Raw genomic sequence first — 21,030 nt, 5'->3', positions numbered from 1 at the left:
GAACACAGAAGTTAAGCTCCTTAGCGCTGAAGGTACTTGGTGGGAAGCTGCCTGGAAGAATAGGACGTAGCCACGTGATTAGGCTCTAGTTTTTACTAGGGTCTTTTTTCATTATATGAATGAACTCTAACTGTATAGGTATAAACATATAAACTGTGAATGTAGAAGGTGATACTAGTGAATAAAGAGAATAAAAAAAATTATATAGATATGTTAAATGGCCCCTTACTAGCTAAGATACTATTATTTGCCTTGCCTGTTGCAGCAAGTGGCATATTGCAACAGTTATTCAACTCTGCAGATATGGCTGTAGTTGGCAGATATGCAGGTAGTCGATCACTAGCTGCTGTTGGGGGAAATGGACCTGTGATTAATCTGATGATCAGTCTATTTATAGGCCTATCGCTAGGCAGTAACGTTGTAATTGCAAAATATATAGGGCAAAAAAAAGAGGATAAGGTCGAAGAAGTAGTTCACACGAGTGTGAGCATAGCTATAATAAGTGGATTTTTATTATTGGCTTTGGGTCAACTCATAGCCAAGCCTATATTGAGTTTGATAGGTACACCAGATGATGTAATCAACCTGGCCAGTCTTTACCTAAGAATATATTTCCTAGGTATGCCTTTTTTGATGATATATAACTTTGGAGCTGCTATATTGAGGTCAATCGGGGACACAAAAAGACCTCTTTACGCCTTAATAGTATCTGGATTTGTGAATATTGGTCTTAACCTTCTATTTGTCATAGTTTTTGGCATGGATGTCATAGGTGTTGGAATAGCAACCAGCCTTGCCAATTCCGTAAGTGCGGCTATAGTTGTATATTTTTTACTACATGAGAATTCGGTAATAAGATTAAATGTTAGGAAACTCTGTATAAGTAAAGAGCATCTTGTGAATATATTTAAAATCGGGGCCCCTGCAGGAATTCAAGGTATGGTATTTTCAATATCAAATGTATGCATACAGTCAGCAGTTAATGGCTTTGGCTCATATGCTGTGGCTGGATCTGCTGCAGCACTTAACTTTGAAATATTCACCTATTTTGTGACTAATTCATTCGCCCAGGCAGCAGTCACCTTTACCAGTCAAAATTTTGGGGCAAGATATTATGATAGGTGCAAAAAAGTTTTTACAATATGTATAGTTATGGGGATATTTTTCACTCTAGTAATGAGCCAAACTTTTGTATTTTTTAGGCACAGTATGATTAGGTTTTACACTACTGATCCAAGGGTAATACATTATGCAATAATAAGGATGCTGGAAGTAGAGATGTTTGCATCTATAGCAATATTTTATGAAGTTGGAGCAGGTGCTTTGAGGGGAATGGGCCATTCTCTTTTACCTGCACTTGTAACTATGACTGGTTCTTGCATATTTAGGATTTTTTGGGTTTTTGTATTTTTTAGGGATCTTAAATCTTTTGCTCGTTTGATGAGTGTATATCCAATAACGTGGATAATAACAGCCCTAATAATGCTAGTTTTCTATTATCTAATTAGAAAAAAAGAATTTTCACAAGGGATACATTTTTAAGAATAAGATTAACATACAATATATTTTGAATAGATATGTTTTTTAAAAAAATATATGATTTTTAAATGAATTATAGAAGATATATAGCGTAAATGCTTGTTTAATTTGATTTATAATTTTTGTAGGTCAAATCGTAGCATTTGCGTTTTTTTATTAGAAACAAAAGCATTATTAAAAATATTAGAATTATTGGTGATTTGATACAATTAGTTTTAAATATATTAAAAAGGGTCATAATATACCTCTTAAATTATTACTTATGATAGTATATAGATTTTAAAAAAGAATCTTATATAAGTCGTTATTTTGACGATTTTAGCTAAAAAAACTAAATATAGTTAATAAATAACTAATAATATTGAATAGTAATCGCAGTTAAGATATGATATACTATTTGGGTAATTAAGAACTATTATATATGTCGCATCAAATTTAGTATTAATAGCATTAAATGTTCTAAAAATATAATTTGGGAGGAAATTGAAATGACGTATTGTAAGAAGTGTAGAAAAAAAGGAAGGGCAATTGTGAGTATTGCTTTGTCATTAGCAATGCTTGGAACTTCGACAGCACCTACAATGCATATACTGGGTCAGAGTATAGGTAGTGCATATGCAGATGAGGTTGCTGAGGAGAATATTTGGGACTATATAAGCATCAGGATTGATGAATATGGAGATACACATCCTATTAAGTTTACATTTAAAAAGTATGAACTTGGCAAAGATGTTATTAACAAATGGTACAATAAAATAGACAAAGTTATAATCAACGGAACAGAGTTTGATTTTAGCGAATTTGAAGATGTTCGTGGTGATATAAATAAAAGTCATACTGCAGATTATCAGAGTAAGGATGATAAATGGCAGGCTCATGCAAATGCCTTCAATTTAAAACCTTCAAAAGATGTTGTTATAGGTATAAAAATGAAGGGTAGTGGAGATATACACCAACTAGATTACAAAAGTGGTACTAATGATCAAGTTTCTAGGATTATAAAAGGCAAGGGAAAAGATGTGACTCCAGCTGATGATGAAAATAAAAAGCCTGGAAATAATACAGAGGGAACAGAGGCTAATCCTGGTAAAAATGAAAAAATAGGAATACCAACAGAAGAGTTTAATAAAGTTCTAGTTGCTGATGGAAAAGTAAAGGTTCAGTTTAAGTACGATAGCGATCGTGATAGAAAAAAAGCAAAAATGGATGGCTATTATAAGAATATGACATCTGTTGAAATCAATGGAGAAAATTTCCCGATAGATGAATTTACTTTTACAACTCAACCAGCCTGGGATTATGGAGACCTACATAGTAAGCCAGAAAATTTTGAAAAGCACAAGGCTGCCCTAAATAAGTATGGTGAAGAAGGAAATAAGTATAAGCTAGTAATAAAGTTAAAGGATGGTAAGACAGGTATTTATGAGTCTGACCAGTATAAAATTGCCGTCAAGTCAGGAGAAATAATAGAAGATCAGAAAGAAACTGAAAAGCCTAATGACGATAACAAAGTAAATCCACCAACTAATGATACAGATACATCTGGATATACTAAGAACAGAACTATCTATACTAAGGATGCTAATCTAAGAAGTTTAGAGACTACAGTATACGGTATCAGACCTCTTAATGAAGGTAAGGACAAGGGTGTAAGTATAGATATGTTCTCAGTTTCTATGGATACAAATATTAATGATTATAAACTACAAGTATTAAGTAGGATAAAGAGTATCAGTGTAGATGGAACAACTATTCAAAATAAGGGTGATATCAAACAGGTTGATGAAGCAGTTGATGTATATACAAGTTGGAAGCTTAAATTTGACGAGCGTTTTTCCTTAATAGAAAGAAATTCTCGTGCAGGCGAAAATAGGGTTCTTAGGGAATTTACTATCAAGGATGAAAACCTATTAAATGCCTATAATAAGGTCGAAGAAAAGAAAGGAAACCACAGGTTTGCTATTGAGTTTGTTGATGGTTCTACCCTAAAGTATGAAACTCCTGACAAGAAGCCAGAAGGCATGACATGGGCACAATTTTATAAGGATGCCATCAAGGAAGTAAAGAGAAGAGAACAGTCCATAATAATTAACTTGAAGGGCTATGAAGAGAAGAGTGATGCTGAATTACAGGAACACAGGTCATTGGTATATGGTTTAGCCCCACATATTAAGCAAGTTATAATTAATGGTTACACAGTACAGGACAATAAGTTCCTTAAAAACTCAGGTGGTAATGACTTTATGAACGAGCCAAATGGCAATGATGATCCAATCATAAAGAATTGGAATAGTGATGTAGGAGCAAAGAACAAGGTTGAATTTTTCTTAGATGACAATTCAAGTATAACTTGGTCTGACAATGTTAAGGAAGAGGAAGATGTTGAACTACCACAGGAAGAAGCTAAGGAGTTAGAAGGGCTTAAGAAAATTGATATAGCTGACCTAGAGAAGTCACCTGATGGCAAGTATACTATCGGTTTTGAAGCCAAGTATGCTGATGGTAGAAAGGGAACTTCTATGTTACAAGGTTTCTTTGACAGAAATGTAGAGATTGAAAAGCGTGGCGACAAGATTACAGCAAGGTTCTTAAACCTATTCTTTGCAGACGGACTATTGGACTTTAGAATTAAAAATACTGACAATACTTGGCCAGAAGAATCAAAGAAAGACTTCGTAGACCCTGCTACTAAAACTCAGGCCTATTTTACAATGGACCTAAAAGACCTAACAAAGGCTCGTGAGGGGGCAGTTCTAGTTAGTTATATGGGCGGTAAACTAAGCGACAAGGGCATGATGGATACCAAGTATACTAAAGTTAAAATAGTATTTAAGAAGGATGCCTATGTAGGTTGGAAGGGCTTCCATGAAACTTACGACCTTGAACAAAAGCGTAAATTGAGTTCGGAAATCTTGAAAAATAGACTTTTATACTCTGGCTTAGATAGGGATAACAATGGTGAGATAAGTACTGATGAATTACAAAAGGCTCCAGCAGTAGTAGACCTTACTTGGAGAGGGGCTCCATTAGAGCGTCAGTTTAATTCAATATACGACATTAGTATTTTGAAGGACTTAGGACCTAATGTCAAGGTAATTAAGCTTTCATCAAATTCTTTAAAGAGCCTACCAGCTGGTGTATTTGATAAGGCGGTCAACCTGGAAGAAATATACTTAAATGGTAATAAGATTGCAGATTTGCCTAAGGATATATTCAAAAACAATAAAAAACTAAAGAAGGTTTCACTAGCATCTAACCCTCTAGCAGTATTAGACAAGGACTTATTTGCCAATAATACTGAAATTACTGACCTAGACCTGGGAAACACCTTGTTAAGTGAAGTAAAGGAAGGAACTTTTGATACGCTAGAAAAACTTAGAAATTTAAGTTTGAGTTCCAATGACCTATCAATATTACCTGATAGTTTATTTAAGAACAATAAAGAACTTAGAATCTTGTCAATAACTGATAATGCTTTGCTTAAATTGCCTTCAAGTTTGAGCAGTGCTAGCAATTTAGAAAACTTAGGCCTAGGTAATAACAGGCTGACAAATTTACCAGACTATGTTGGTGAATTTGCTAGGCTAAAACATTTAGACCTAAAGTTCAATAATATATCAAAGATTAGTGAAGATACTTGGAAAAATCTAGCCAAGAGAGAAGGTCTAAAAATAGACTTGATACATAATAATTTAACATCACTTCCTAGTCTTGAAGATGTTAAGTTTGCCTCATTAGATGTGGCGGCGAACATGCTTCCTGCAGAAATACCTGATTCTTATAAGGCCTTAAAGGTTAGTAAGAACAATCAGGGTGGATATTATGCTCAAAGAAGTTCGATTGACTACAATATCACTGCTAAAAATGGTAAGGTGGAATTTAGCAATAAGAAAGATATGAATATTCTTGACCTATTAAATTGGAACGAAGCTGTTACATATGAAAACAAGCCTGTATTCAAGATGAGTGAATACAAGACATATGCCGACAAGCTGTTAAAAAAGAACGGTGGAGAATATGAGGATATAGCAAGTAAATTGAGAAAGGCTAGAGACTTCAAGGTAGTTACTAGAATTGAGAGAGTATACGATGATGGATCTACTAAGACTATATTTGAAAAAGAAGATTTAAATAAGTTGGATGGAGCTCTTGAAACTGCCAATGATAAGAGGATGGAAAATGGCAATCGCTATAGGTTAACACAGCAGTTATATACACTAGTAGTTGGTGAGTGGGTTAAGAATTATGAGGTAAACAAGGAAGTAACTGCAACAGTAGATGCCAATACAAATCCAGGAAGTGGTTCTCATGAAAATGATAATACTAAAAAGGTATTAAAATATACTTTACCAGTAAACTTAATGAAGTATGACAATCGTTCTGAAAACTCAATGGGAGCTGATGCCATGGATAAAAGGGTTGAAGTTGAGGAAACTAGCAAGGGTGTAAAACTTACTCTAAGTTTCCATTCTATGGAGTATGTACTTGCAGGTAAGAAGAGAATAGGTCATTTACAGAGAATGGGTGTATATGATACTGTAGACGAAGCTACAGGTAACGATTATGTGCCTGCAACTATAGTTTCAAAATATAAAGATGCAGGAAATGAATTTCCAGGAAAGGTTTCATTTACCAGACCAAAAAGAGGTGAAAAAGAAATTGCCGTTAGAGTATGGGTTGACGCTATGGATGCGATAGCCAAGGAAACAGGAAATGCAAATAAGGATGCATCTCAGCCAGCTATATTGAGAATAGATTGGTCAAATGCACCTAAGGAATCGCTAATAGGCAAGGAAGAAGGCAATAAAACCGACAATAATGACAAGAATGAAGATAGTGTTAGCAAGAAGGCCCTGTTAAAGAATAGCATTAATATGGCAGAAAAGATGCTAAAGTCAGGTCTAGTAGAGGGAAGAAGCAAAGAAATACTAGAAAAAGCTCTTGAAAATGCTAGAAATATTTATAATTCTGATAAGAAGAGTTCTTTCCAATCTGCAAACGACATAATAATGTTTGCTATGGATAATGTTAAAAAAGAAACAGATACTCTTAAAACTGCACAGACATCAAAGGATACCTTGGATATTAAGAAACTAGACAAGGAAATAGCTGATAAGGAAGTAAAGAAGGGTGCCAAGTTGTATTCAGTTCCTGTAGTCTTGTGGCATGCAACAGATGCTAAAGAATCTATGGGTAATGGAGCGATTGTTAAGACAGCTATTGTAAGTGAAAAAGACGGTAAATATAAATACTATGTAGACTTTAATGGCATGCCATTCTTTGGTATGTATGGACATCTTTGGGATCTTAAGATATACGAAAATGGCCTAGGTTCATCTAAAACACCAGCCACTGTAGAAAAAACTAAGATGGATAAGGATTTGACTGGTAAGATGAGAGAATTTCCGTCTAGGTTCTCATTCACTAGGAATAGTAAGGATAGAGAAATATTTGCAGAGGTTTCTGTAGATGCAATGGATTCAATGAAGAATAAGGCTGAGACTTATGAAAAAATTGTAAAAGGTAGTGGAAAACAGAATGCCAAGTTCTTATTCGACTGGTCATTAGCCAAAGAATATAAGGATGGTGTAGTGGATAAAACTTTAACTACTGGTGGCAGATTAGCAGGTGCTGACAGATATGAAACATCTACAAAGATTAGCCAGGAGTACTTCGATAAGGCAGATACGGTAGTTCTAGCAAGTGGAAAGAACAACGTAGATGCTCTAGTATCAGCATCATATGCAGATGCTAAGAAGGCTCCAATCCTGCTATCTACATTTAGTGATGTACCAGCAAGTGTGAAAGCAGAAATTCTAAGATTAGGTGCCAAGAATGTGGTAATAGTTGGAGGAAGCGCATCAATAAGCGTTAAGGCAGAAAACGACCTAAAGGCTATGGGACTAAGCATAAAGAGAATAGCAGGAGCTAATAGGTATGAAACATCAGCTATCCTAGCTCAGAATGTAAAGGACATGACAGGCTCAGATAAGTTAATCCTAATCACAGGAGTAAACAATAAAGAGGCAGATGCCCTAACAGTATCAAGTTTGGCAACAAAGTCACAAATACCAGTAATGATGACAAAGGCCAATGAACTAGACTCAAATGCAAGGGCTAAGATAAATTCTTGGAAGCCAAGCCAGGTAATAGTAGTTGGTGGTCAGGCAACAATATCTGATAGAGTAATGGGTCAGATAAACGTCAACAACAAGACAAGAATAGCTGGAGCAACAAGATTTGAAACAGCTGCCAAGATAGCTAAGCAAGCATATCCAAATGCAAACCATGTATTTGTAACAAATGGATACAAGGCAGTAGATGCCCTAGCAGCAGGAGCAGTAACAGCAAAGGCTAAGTCACCTATATTACTAGTAGGAAATGATAGTGTGATAAATGAAGTTAAGGATATAACTTCAGGTAAAAAGCTAACAGTTCTAGGTGGAACAAGTACAGTTAGTGAAAATGTAGTTAATAAACTCAAGTAAGCTAAAAAAGTTAAAAATATTGTGATGTTTGTAAAAAATATGTTGACATGATTTTCAAATTAGGGTATACTCCCTATTATAATAAATAGACGTTGAAGAGGAGAGTAAAAAGACGTTCAATCCTTACAGAGACATTTCGTTTGGTGAGAGAAATGGGAGAGATGCTTTTGAACATGGCCTTGGAGTCTTCGCACCGAGATCTTTAGATTTAGGCTGCGACAGGTGTGCCTGTTATAGCACTGTGAGTATGATGGTACTCGATAAGGTCTTGCTAGTGATAGCAAGATGAATTAAGGTGGTAACACGTGAGTAATGCTCTCGTCCTTTATAGGACGAGGGCTTTTTTATTTCGAAATTTATCGAAATACTCGCTGTTCGGGGTGCGCAACCGAATACTTAAAAAATGAGATTCTCATTATCTCCATCAATACAAAGTATAATTAAGGAGAAAATTGAAATGAAGGAAAAGAAAAAAGATATTTTAGTAGTTGGTCTAGCATTATTTGGATCATATTTTGGAGCTGGAAACTTGATATTTCCACCCCTGCTTGGATTTATAGCTGGAAGTCAATGGACCTCGTCATCAGTTGGTTTTATAATTTCTGCTGTATTGATGCCGGTTCTTGCCCTATATGTAATATCAAAAAATGGAGGTTCTCTTGAATCTATGACAAGTGACATACATAGGAATTTTTCAAAAGGTTTGTTGTTAGTAATAATGTTGTTTGCAGCTCATATTTCAGTTCCTAGGACAGGAGCAGTGGCATACGAGCTAGGACTTAAGTCAATATTACCAAAAGTTCCGATTGAAGTATTTATATTAGTATATTTTTTGATAGTAATATATTTCTCATTAGATGTAAATACAATGATAAATAAAGTTGGAAAATTTTTAACTCCAATCCTAGTAATAATCCTGCTTGGAATAATAATAAAGGGAATTTTTACGCCAATTGGAATTGCTGATATACCACAAAAGTCTGGTATTTTTACAAGTTCATTTTTGGAAGGATATCAAACAGGAGACTTATTGGTTAGCTATTTAATAGGAACAGTGTTTATAAGCGATATAATTAGGAGGGGATATAGGGATAGTGACAAGAGAAATAAGGTGGTTGCCTACTGTGGCTTGATTGCGATTGTACTACTTGCAGTAATTTATGTAGGCCTGATATATTTAGGCTCTAGTATGAGTTCACACTTACCTAAGAATATAGATAGAAGTGTTTTATTAGTGACTATAGCCAAGAAAATACTTGGTGTTCAAGGCTTTTCTATATTTTCAATAGCTGTTGTTCTAGCTTGTATTACAACTGCTATAGGTCAAATTACATCTATAGCAAACTTTTTTCACAAGATTTCAGGTGAAAAAATAAATCACAAACATGCAGTTATTTTCTTTTCAATATTAAGTGGAAGCATTGCTATAATGGGAGTTGAAAAAATAGTTTATTTTGCTACACCAATATACTTAGCAATATACCCTAGCGTAATTGTACTAATGATTTTGGGGCTGCTTAGAAAATATATAAGTAATAAAGAAAGTTTTAGGTATGCACTGCTATTTACAATCCTAGTTAGTGTGATGGAAGCAATTTTATCAGTAGTAAATATTAGCTTTATAAGAGCCTTTATAGATATACTACCTTTAAGCTCTTATGGTTTTGCTTGGCTGTTGCCTGCAACACTCGGAATATTAGTTGGTAGCGTAGTAGGTAAAGAGAAATTAACACAATTTGAATATGGAATATAAGGAGGATATTATGACAAAATACAATACAAACACAATTTGCGTACAGGGTGGATATTCACCTAAAAATGGAGAGTCTAGAGTAGTTCCAATTGTACAATCAACTACATTTAAGTATGAGACTTCTCAAAACATGGGAGATTTATTTGATTTAAAGGAAAGTGGCTATTTTTACACTAGGCTTGCCAATCCAACTAACGATGCCGTTGCAAATAAGATAACACAGTTAGAAGGTGGTGTGGCAGGTATCCTGACTTCATCTGGACAGGCGGCCAACTTCTACGCTATTTTAAATATAGTAAAGGCTGGAGACCATGTAATTTCTTCATCTGCCATTTATGGAGGGACTTACAACCTAATTGCCAATACAATGAAAAATCTCGGTATAGAGGCTACCTTTGTTGAACCAGATATATCATTAGAGGAACTTCGTACTAAATTTAAGGAAAATACTAAGCTAGTATTCGGTGAGACACTTTCTAACCCTTCTTTAAAGGTATTAGATATTGAAAAATTCGCCACAGCCGCACATGAACATGGTGTGCCCCTAATAGTGGACAACACATTCCCAACTCCAATCTTTTGTAGACCATTTGAGTGGGGAGCAGATATTGTTACACATTCAACAACTAAATACATGAATGGATCAGCAAATTCAGTAGGTGGAGTAGTTGTAGACTCAGGCAACTTCAACTGGGAAGACTACAAGTCTAAATATCCAGGACTTACTAGCCCAGATCCAACTTACCATGGAACTGTTTATACCGAAAGTTTTGGCAAAGCTGCATATATTACCAAGATGACAACTACCTTAATGAGAGACCTGGGTTCAATCCCATCACCTCAAAACTCATTCTATCTTGGTATTGGATTGGAAACTCTTCATCTGAGAATGGAAAGACATTTCGAGAATGCCTTAAAAATAGCTAGATTTTTAGAGGTAAACGACAAAATTTCTTGGGTATCTTTCTCTGGGCTGGAAAAGGACGACCAGTATAATCTTGCTCAAAAGTACCTGCCAAATGGTTCTTCAGGAGTTATATCATTTGGAGTTAAGGGCGGCAGACAAGCTGCAATTAAGTTTATGGATTCATTAAAACTAGCAGCCATAGTTACTCATGTAGCTGATACTAGAACTTGCGTACTCCATCCAGCATCTACAACTCACAGACAAATGAACGATTCTGAATTGTTGGCAGCTGGAGTTAGCCCTGACTTGATAAGAATGTCTGTTGGAATAGAATACGTAGAAGATATTATAGAAGATATAGAGCAAGCTCTTGATGAAATTTAATAATATACTTACATGTAATACTAATGACTAGATTATGTATAGGAGAATTAATGAGAAAAGAAAACAGGAAAGCAGTTTAAATTTTAGTGGTATGTATATTAGGGACAATAATAGTATATTGTATACCGTATGTATTTAAATTATTTAGTATTATATATACCTGATGAAGAAAAGAAACTTGTAAAAATATATCATATTATCTATGGTAAAAGAGATATTGAAAATCAGTTAAAAGAAAATATAACTTTTGAATAAGGATTTAAAATTCCAGACGATGTTTGGAAAATTCAATAATATGTATTAGAGAAGTAAAGGCAGAAATGCTGACGCTTCTCTTTTTTATTGATGAAAGGAACGAAAAAATGCCAGATAAAAGAATGTTTTCACTAAAGATAGTCTATAGTGATTTATTTTTAGAAATGCAACTAGCCTATTAAAAATAGGTATAAGAATGTCATATAATTCACCATATGGCTTCACATCAATTAAAATTTTTTTTAAGGGGAAAAGCTCTTTTAATAGTATGAGATATTGTGGGTTTTTAGAAAAATAATTATAGGATAAATCTATTCATAAAATAGGAAGCGGTAAATACAATATATTTACTGCTTTTTTCTTGATTATAACTAATGATATCTATTTTAATGTAATTTTGTATAAAATAATTGAAAATAGTATGTATTTATACATATAGACACTTAAATAATATTTGAGATAAATTGCTAAAAACATTATTGAAATAGAATATAAACCATGATATAATTGATATCAGTTAATGATTATACTATTACGAAAATAGTAGTAATATTAGATTAGAAAGGATCTGTATAAGGTAGGAATGCAGATAGCATATAGTCATATTTGACTATATGTAGTGAGGGGCTATATAGAGAAAAAACTGCGGTTTTATCTTTGTATATAAATAATTCAAGGGGGTACTTTATGAAAAAAGTAGTAAGTGTGCTGCTTGCGACAACATTGGCAACAAGCAGTATGGCAGTATTACCAAAGGCTGCACTGGCTGATTCAGCTGATTCAACAGTTGAAAGGATTGGTGGAGCGAATAGGTATGAGACTTGTGCTAATATATCCAGAAAATCATTCAAGAATTCTGATGTAGCAATATTAGCATCAGGTCAGAATGTTCAGGATGCTTTGGCAAGTGGTGGTATAGCTGCAAAGCTAAAAGCACCATTATTACTAACAAAAAAGGATAGTTTACCAAATGTAGTAATGGATGAACTAAAAAGACTAAATGTAAAAAAAGTCATTTTTGTAGGTGGGGAAGCAACTATATCTAAGTCACTGGAAAATCAACTGGCTAATAATTTTAAAGTTGAAAGAATAAGTGGAAAAGATAGATATCAGACTTCTATCAAATTAGCAGAAGAATTAAATAAGGATTCTAAGCTAGAAAACATTATTGTCAATGGTAACACTGTAGACGCGTTGGCAGCAGGAGCAATAGCTGCTAAGCTAAACAGATCAATAATATTGACAAACGGAAAAAATTTACCAGAAGGTTCAAAATCTATAGTAGATAGTAATTCATCTAAGAATATTATAATAGGTGGATCATCTTCTATGAATATAGAAGGATTGAAGGGTGATAGGATTGCTGGTGCAGATAGGTACGAAACCTCTACTAAAATAGCAGAAAAGTACTATCAAGGGAATAGTGATAAGGTACTATTGGCCAATGGTATGAACTATATAGATGCCTTATCTGCAATCAATTTAGTGCTTAATAAAAAAGCACCGGTTTTATTGACTAGAGCTGGTATGCTAGATAGTAGTGTATCTAAATACTTAGAAAAAAACGCAAAGGTTGTATACCTTCTAGGTGGGGAAGATTCAATTTCAGCTAGTCTTTCTAAAAACATTGAGAAAACTATAAAAGATGCTCAGTCTAATGATTCAAAGAAGCCAGACAACAATAAACCTGGCAACAATAAACCTGATAACAATGAACCAGGCAATAAAAAACCTGACGATCCTGTAGAATACGATGAAGTTAAGGTTTTGAAAGATGGCAAGTATGAAGTAGAAGCAGAAGGTTTCTCTAAACTTGCTATGAGTGGAAAGAATAATAAGTTAATTGCTACAGTAGAAGGTGGCAAGATAAAGGATATAAAGTTTGAATATAATGATACAAAATCAGGTACGTATAAAGAATTTTTTGGAAAGAATAGAGATAAGCTGTTTGAAAAACTAAAGGATAATAATTATTTCTTAGATAAGGACAAGGCAGATAAATTAAAAGAACTAAATACTATTTCTGACAAATTATACAAGCTTGTCAAGGAGAATCCTGACACGGATAGGATAAATGAGGAAGGAATTAAGAAAATAAATGATGAACACAAGGTTGATATAGTAACATCTGCTACATATACAACAGCAAGTTTATATAAGGGTAGCCATGATCTTATAAAGAAGATTAATGATGCTGCCGAAATTAAGAAGGTTCCTAGACCTAAAAAGAAAGACAAACTTAATCTTTTATCAAAAGAAAACTTTGCTAAACTAGATGAAAATAAAAACTATCCAGATGGAGTATATTATGGAGATGGATTTGGTTTTATAGGTAGTAAGCCAATACCGTTAAAAGTAACAGTAAAAGATGGAAAAATAGAAAAGGTAGAATTTGAAAAAGAAGAAGTTCTAAAAGTTGCGCCTGGTGATAAGTATCCGGGACTTCCAGATGATGGCCAGACATTTATTCAGGGATATAATGGAGCTATAAATGCAGCTAAATCAGGCCAAGTTAATAGGCTTAATTACTTCTTAAAGTCTGCAAGAGATGCCGAAAACAAGGTAATGAAGGATGTTGACAAGTCAACAAATGTCTATACAGTTGAAGCTTTTAATAAGGTCTTAGACGATATCTTTTCAAAGCATGTGTTTGGTACACATAAATTAGGAATTGAAAAAGGGCATGTTGAAGGAAGCATACCACAGACGTTAAGACCAAGATTGAATTACTTGACAAGGACGTACATGAATGAAGATCTTGATTACAGATATAAGGTTGATACTATAAGTGGGGCCACTTATACTGCTACAGGAACGATAGAGGCAATATCAAATGCACTTAAGAAGGCAGATCCGAGTGTTGCTTTTGCCAATTTAACTGTACCAAAAAAGAATGATTTGCAGCCTAACTATAAGGGTGGAAGTGAAATAGACTTTAATAAGATAGGCTTTAAGGCTGAAATGCTTAAAAAGGGTCAAACTAAACCTATAGAAGTACCATTTAAGGATTTTGAAAAATATGGTATAAAGTTGTGCTATGTAAACCATGAAAGTGGGGAACTAGTAGAAATAAAGGGTAAGTTAAAATTGACTAAAGAAAACCTAGGATATGACACAAAGAAGGGTCTAGCTCTTAGATTAGTTCATGAAAAAACTAACACTGTTAAATTAATAAAATCTATACAGATTTTTGATAATACAAAAATTCAGTGTACAGTTAAAAAAGTTCAGGTGAGTGAAGTTGGTAAAAATGATTGGAAAGATGTAAATGGATTTAATAATAAACTTGATCAAAATCAGCAATTAAATTTTATCCAGAAACTTACTATGCCTGAAGAAACTTCAAATAGCTTGATAGGAAAAAAGATTGAATTTAGACTTGTTACAACAAGAGAAGACAATAATAAAGAAAAGATATTTTATCTGAAGAGTGATAGCGAAATAGAGTGGCCAACATTTGACAAAACTGGATCTTATGGACTGTTTATAAAAGAGGCAGATTTCACTTCAGGTGATGAACAGTACAAGCTAGATCAGTCAGGTATAAAAGATTTTAGATTCGCATTTGAAGGGATAAAATCAGAAGAATTTAAAGATGCAGTTAAAGAGTTTGAAAATAAGGGTTATAGAATTTCAGAACAAACTATAACATTAGATAAAGACTATGCTAATGAAAATAATATGGCTGTAATAGAAAAGTTGGCCAAGGAACAAGTTAATGCTGACTTTATAAAGGCTGCATTCCCAAGTGCAATGAAGGATGAGGGTAAAAAATTATTAGCGTCTGCTAATGTGGAAGTAGATAACACAGAAATAGCCAATGCCATCAAAAATGCCTCTAAAACATCACAAGTAAAGATTGATGTTAAATTAAAGTTTGTTGATGGCTCAAGCTATAAATTTAAACTACCTATACATTTTAGATTAGAAAAGGCAAAATCAGCTCTTGAAGATAAGTTTAAAGAAGCTATTAAAACTAAAAATGTTCAGCTTTTACCAAAAGTTCCTGATAGTTTAAAATCTGGAATCCCAGCATACAAAAATAGTCTAGTAGGTTTGTCAAAGAATCATAATATGCTAAACTCTGAGGGCGAGTTAGATTCAGAAGAACTTCAAAAATTTATTAAACAAACATATGGAAATGCTGAGGATAAGCTATTTGTTGATAAAGTTCAAATAGATGCCAATGAAGTAAAAAAGATAGACCTTAGTGAAAAGGGTGTTCATAAAATAACAGCTAATGTAACACTTAAAGGCTCAGGGGAAGAAGAGTTTACTGGTAAATTTGATATTCCATTTGAAGTAGTACCTTATCAAGTAGTAGGTTTTAATGAAAAATTCACTAATTGGAGTAGGGTTTCAAAATTAGAGTATGAGCCTGAAGAAAAGATTAATATAGCTCGTGATGCAGGAAAAAGTCGTGGTTATTGGATGAATTATTCGAATGCATTTGATATCAAGAGTGGTAAGTGGAATGCAGGAGCGTTTAATCAGATTGATATTAACTCTTTGGACGACCTTAAATTATTTTCAGTTGGTGTTGTAAAGGGTGAGAAGGATACATATACTGAAGATGAAATTCTTGACTTGTCAAAGCCTGCTAAGGATATTTTAGATGCTGATAAGCCAACTAAGCTATACCTATATAACTTTGGAAAATTTAAAAATAATGAAAGTACTTTCAAGCAAAAAGTATTAATAGGAGAATTTACTTTAAAGAAGCAATAAATTAACAATAAATTTTTGTTGAAATACTAAAGCAAATCAATACATATTCAGCAACATCATAAAAATTATTTTATGATGTTGCTGTTTTTAATGATGCACTTAGTTCATGATTTATGATTTATATAAAATTATAATACTGAACTGTGTTTTAATTATGAAAAAATATCAGGTTATTGTTAACACAAGAGTTGACCGACATTAATTTGGGGATACAAAGTTCTAAACAACTTAAAATTTGGGGAAGGAAGTGATAAGATTGGTTATAGAAATAAGCATCTTTATTATAGTAGCTTTAGCCTATTATTTCGCTGACTATATTAAAAAGTATTGCAAAGAAATATACATTGTAACTTCAGTAATTTCTTTGATGTCTATTATTCATACAATTTATCTTTTGAATGGATATAGCATTAACTATGTGGTAGGACTAAAACAATTTATGAGAGCTATAGATTCTGGTGCAATGGGAGGAGCATTCTTCATCCTGGTCATGTATATGGGTGTTTTTGATATGAAGTATAAAATATCAAAAAGATTGAGGATGAATAGGGGAGAATTGTCTATTATTGCATGCATCTTTACTCTACCTCATAATACACATTACTTTTTTGCATTTTTATTAAATAGCAAAAATATTGTAAAAATGACTGGAATTCCACTATGGACAAACTTAATGATGTTTAGTGCCGGTGTATTTGCAATAGGGATAATGTTGCCATTATTTGTGACATCATTTAGATTAATAAGAAAAAAAATGACAGGAAAGAAATGGAAAAGCTTGCAAGAATTTGCATATATTTTTTATGCCATGGTTTTTGTACAGGTTTTAATGGTTTATATAGCAAAGCCATCATCACTTGTAAGAAATGTAAATTTAATTTTCTATTGTCTTGTTTTCATGTCATATACTATCTTCAAGCTTAAGATAATTATAGACAAAAAGTATACAGCTAAAAAAGCCAGTTTAGCTGCAAAGTAGGATATATTAGCAGATTATATGTTTAATATAACTGTTATAAAGATATAGTGAAATTAAATTGTACTTGGAGGTGTGTAATGGAAAAGAAAAATATGATAATAACTGCTGCAATATCTTTCTTGTTAGTCCTTGCAATAGTAATGGGGACAAGTATAAGTAAAAATAAGGTGGCAAGAAATGATAGTTCACCATCAAATAGAGTGCAAAGTGAGGATAATAAAGGTGATAAATCTAATTCACCTGCAAATGATGATAGCAGTGGAAGCGATGTAGAAGAGGGAAAGAAACCTGATTCAAATAATGATTCAAGTTCTAATTCTAATTCATCTAGTTCAAAATATAAGGATGGAGAATATACAGGAAGTGCTCCTGGCTATCATGGGGATGTTAAGGTAAGTGTCAGGGTAGAAGGAGGACAAATTAAAGATATTCGTATTGTAGAAAATTCCGATGATGCAGAATACTTTGAAAAGGCTAGATCGTTGATATCCGACATAGTAAGTAAACAAAGTACAGATGTATCAGTTGTTAGTGGTGCGACTTATAGTTCCAATGGGATTATAGGTGCAGTTAATAACGCATTGGCTAGTGGAGGAAATTAATGAGTAAAAATATCAATAAGCTTATACTTATAAGTATAATAATGTCAGTATTTATTGGTGTTACCGGCTATAGCCTAGGGATGAGTTTAGGCAAAAATTCCATAGTAAAACAGCCCTTGCCAATTGATAATAATATGGCAGAAAATGACGAAAAAGAGGATACAGATAAAGTTGAAGATAAAAATACCAGCGGTAAAAGTTCTAGTTCAGATACTGGTAAAACTTCAAAAAGTGATAATAAAAACAGTAAAAACAAAAATTCAAGTAGAGGCTCAAGCAGTGGTAGGAGTTCAAGGAGTGGAAGTAGTAGTTCTGCCAGTTCTGCCGACACAAGCATACCTAGTAAGTTAAAAGATGGAGTATACTATGGTTCGGCAAAGGGCTATGGCGGTGAAATCAAAGTAAAGGTTACAGTTTCTAATGGCAAGATATCCGATATAAAGGTTGAAAACCATTCAGAAACACCTGAATACTATGATAGGTGTTCAGGAATTATACCTAATATTATTTCTTCACAATCAACTGATGTAGATGGGGTAAGTGGTGCTACATTTACGAGTAATGGTATAAAATCAGCTGTTGCAAATGCACTAAAAAATGCTGGGGCAAGTACAGGCTCAGCTTCTGGTGGAGGAAGTGGTGCAGGGAATGGACAATCTGCAGAGAAACCTAACCAGTCAGCTGATAAGGAAGAAATAAAGAAATTAAAGAAGCAAATTGAAGAATTACAAAATTCTAATGATGTAAGTGGAAAGTTAAAAGATGGAAAATATGAAGGTACAGGTAGTGGCTTTAAAAGCACTATAAAAGTAGAGGTAGAAGTAAAGGGTGGTAAAATCGAATCAATTAAGGTAATCGAAAATGGAGATGACCATGATTATTTCGAAATGGCTAAGACCTTGATACAATCAATAATTTCTAAACAAACTACTAAGGTAGACTCCGTTTCTAGAGCAACCTTCTCTTCTAATGGAATCAAGGATGCAGTTAATGATGCCTTGAAGAAGGCAGTGAATCCATCTGATAATACGGATAGTAAGGATTTGATAAATAAATTAAAGCAAGCCATAGAAGATAAAGAAAAAGTAGAAAAAGAAAAGAAAACACTTGAGACTGAAAATACAAGTTTGAAAGAACAAAATACTTCTCTAATGTCTAAAATTGAAGAGTTACAGAAGAAGATAAAGGAGATGACTTCTAGTATACCTTCTACAACCAAGGCTATACATGAAAATATCATGTCAACTTTAAATGGTGTAATGGGTATAGAAAAAGTAAAAACTAATTAAAAAAGATTTTAGTTGACTTTTTATATTTAAGATTAAAATAGCTATGAATATAATAAAAATATTCATAGCTATTTTTTTTTACTGTAATACAATGATGTGTTTGATGTTTTAAGAGTTTTATAATTGTTAAATAAGAAAAATAATACCTACGTAGACTTTAGTATTCAAAGTCTTTACAGTATATGTTAAAATTGAATTGATAGGTTATACCTAAATATAAGGCAATATACTAACGAAAGTTGAAAAAATGAGATTATTAGTTATAGAAGATGAAAAAGTTACAGTTTCTATAAAATAAGTATAAAAGATTTCATATTTCATTAATAAACAATTTATGGAGAACTAAAATGACAATGAAGAAAACGACTTTCAAGCAGTCGACGAGTAAAGAAAAATCAAATATATTAGAGCAATTTATAGGATCAAATTATCTTTTGTGCCAAAAATCACTAGACCAGGTGGTTCTTGCTAATATTCTAAGAACTTCCTTTGCTGGTAATTACCACGAAAAGATTGCTATTACTAGCAAGCAGGTCTACATAGTTAACCAACTGACCCTATACTGGCCATTGGTGGCTGATGGAATAAAACCGGAGATTTTGCCTAAATTGGCATCTATTTTTTTGCTCAATAAGATAATAGTGGATAGAAGATACCTTGATGGTTATTTTCAAGGACTTAATTCAAATAGCATAAATATTGCTATTCATATTTATGAGGCAATGGTGGATGCCAGTATGAACCAAATTCCTTTTGATGCAATAGCTCATAGAATAGGAAGATTTAAGATGTCTGTATCTAATAAACATATATTTGATGATATGAAAAATATAATAGTTGAGTATAGGTCTATAATGGACAGGTTGGGTATATACGATTTGTCTAGTTTGGTAGACAAGTATTATACAGATTTGCTAAGTAATGATACTTATAGAATATTTACTAAGGACAAGAACTTTATAGACTTGGAAGATATGCTAGCCAGTAGTCAAAAAAATAGGCACAGGTCAAATAAATTACGTAAAAAAATAGAAGAAATCCACTATGATAGCTATTATGATATGTATATTGGATTGATAAATACACTAGAAAATATTATAAATGAAGAAAAAATAGCTACAGATAGAATTGCAGTAATAGTAGCTAACAATAGGTCTATATCAGATCGAGATTTGGATCAGATTAGTGAAAAATTAGGTCATAGGATTAGACGTCTATCTAAAAGTAAGCTTGTGACTAGCACCTATATTGGGAATATCCTTTTTAGTGCTCTGGCTATTTATCACGATTTGGAGTACATTTTAGATGATGAAGACAAGATTGAATTAGTCAGATTTTTTAATCCAGATAAGAGCTATATAAGTATAAGGAATAAGTTGGAAGACTTGATGTCTGATATTCGTAGGAGCTTGTCTAAAGACACATTTGGACAGATACCCGACCAAGAACTAGTTAAGAAACTTTTTAAAAGGCATTTCTTAAAGGGTAGAGTGGATTCTGAAGACATGATTCTGGTAAGTAGTTTTTGTGATGATATAAAGGCTATAAATATACTCAAGGAGGTTTGTGACAGGGTCGATTTTATTTCTATTAGCGATGAGGCAAGGCTGACTTTCTTGAAAAATTACTCAAGTATTTTTACAGGCAATATGACAAAGATGGAAGAGGCTACTAGGAAGGATATATTGCTTATGAGTCTGGATGAATACAGGTCTCTAGGTCTAAATAGGGACTATATATTGGTATTTGATGCAAGTTCCAAATCATATACAAGGAAGGTTGAAAATAACCTGAACACAGACCTAGCCTATATGGATGATAGCCTACTTATGAATATCGATGAGGACAATATTGCCCAAATTTACAAGGAATTAGAGATAGATAAGAATAGGGATTATATGGATAACTTGTGGTCGATGATGGACTTTTTAAGAGACAATATAATAGATGAAAATTACCATGGACTTGAGGAATATGAAAAAGGCGGAAAATCTAACCCTCAAGATGTTTTGAATATTTACCTGCTACATTCAGATTTAGCTATTAATGGTTACGACCAAGATGGTGACAGGAGATTATTGTGGATGTAGTTTTTGTAAGGAATTT

The 21,030-nt window shown here is 33.2% G+C and carries 9 protein-coding genes and 1 other annotated feature; all 9 genes read left to right on the top strand.

Features of this window, described 5'->3' with window-relative positions; all coding sequences use genetic code 11:
• Positions 1–177: 177 nt before the first annotated feature.
• Positions 178–1,542: an MATE family efflux transporter gene (locus HMPREF1639_RS08090; RefSeq protein WP_242847306.1), complete on the top strand. Its 1,365-nt coding sequence runs from the start codon at positions 178–180 to the stop codon at positions 1,540–1,542.
• A gap of 485 nt (positions 1,543–2,027) precedes the next feature.
• Entirely contained in the window at positions 2,028–8,027 is a 6,000-nt protein-coding gene (locus HMPREF1639_RS08085) for a cell wall-binding repeat-containing protein (RefSeq protein ID WP_036765326.1), read from the top strand.
• An 83-nt stretch (positions 8,028–8,110) separates the two neighbouring features.
• Positions 8,111–8,356, top strand: a binding site (T-box leader).
• 128 nt (positions 8,357–8,484) lie between these two features.
• Positions 8,485–9,780: a branched-chain amino acid transport system II carrier protein gene (brnQ, locus tag HMPREF1639_RS08080; protein WP_036765325.1), complete on the top strand. Its 1,296-nt coding sequence runs from the start codon at positions 8,485–8,487 to the stop codon at positions 9,778–9,780.
• Positions 9,781–9,790: 10 nt separating this feature from the next.
• Positions 9,791–11,071: an O-acetylhomoserine aminocarboxypropyltransferase/cysteine synthase family protein gene (locus tag HMPREF1639_RS08075; RefSeq protein WP_036765324.1), complete on the top strand. Its 1,281-nt coding sequence runs from the start codon at positions 9,791–9,793 to the stop codon at positions 11,069–11,071.
• A gap of 942 nt (positions 11,072–12,013) precedes the next feature.
• Complete coding sequence (locus HMPREF1639_RS08070; RefSeq protein WP_036765323.1) at positions 12,014–16,054, top strand: cell wall-binding repeat-containing protein; 4,041 nt, start codon at positions 12,014–12,016, stop codon at positions 16,052–16,054.
• A gap of 235 nt (positions 16,055–16,289) precedes the next feature.
• Complete coding sequence (locus HMPREF1639_RS08065) at positions 16,290–17,033, top strand: ferric reductase-like transmembrane domain-containing protein (RefSeq protein WP_242847305.1); 744 nt, start codon at positions 16,290–16,292, stop codon at positions 17,031–17,033.
• A 77-nt stretch (positions 17,034–17,110) separates the two neighbouring features.
• Positions 17,111–17,635, top strand: a complete 525-nt coding sequence (locus tag HMPREF1639_RS08060) for an FMN-binding protein (RefSeq protein ID WP_036765321.1) — start codon at positions 17,111–17,113, stop codon at positions 17,633–17,635.
• A complete protein-coding gene (locus HMPREF1639_RS08055) occupies positions 17,635–18,924 on the top strand; it encodes an FMN-binding protein (RefSeq protein ID WP_036765320.1) in 1,290 nt (429 codons plus the stop codon). The genes HMPREF1639_RS08060 and HMPREF1639_RS08055 overlap by 1 nt, the downstream gene beginning before the upstream one ends.
• Positions 18,925–19,271: 347 nt before the next feature.
• Positions 19,272–21,014 carry a hypothetical protein gene (locus HMPREF1639_RS08050; protein ID WP_036765316.1) on the top strand — a complete coding sequence of 581 codons (1,743 nt, stop codon included), beginning with the start codon at positions 19,272–19,274 and terminating at the stop codon, positions 21,012–21,014.
• The last annotated feature ends 16 nt before the right edge of the window (positions 21,015–21,030 follow it).

This window comes from Peptostreptococcus sp. MV1 (assembly GCF_000758885.1).
Classification (GTDB): domain Bacteria; phylum Bacillota; class Clostridia; order Peptostreptococcales; family Peptostreptococcaceae; genus Peptostreptococcus.
Note: the sequence above shows the minus strand (reverse complement) of the source record. Positions and strands in the feature narration are given on the sequence as shown.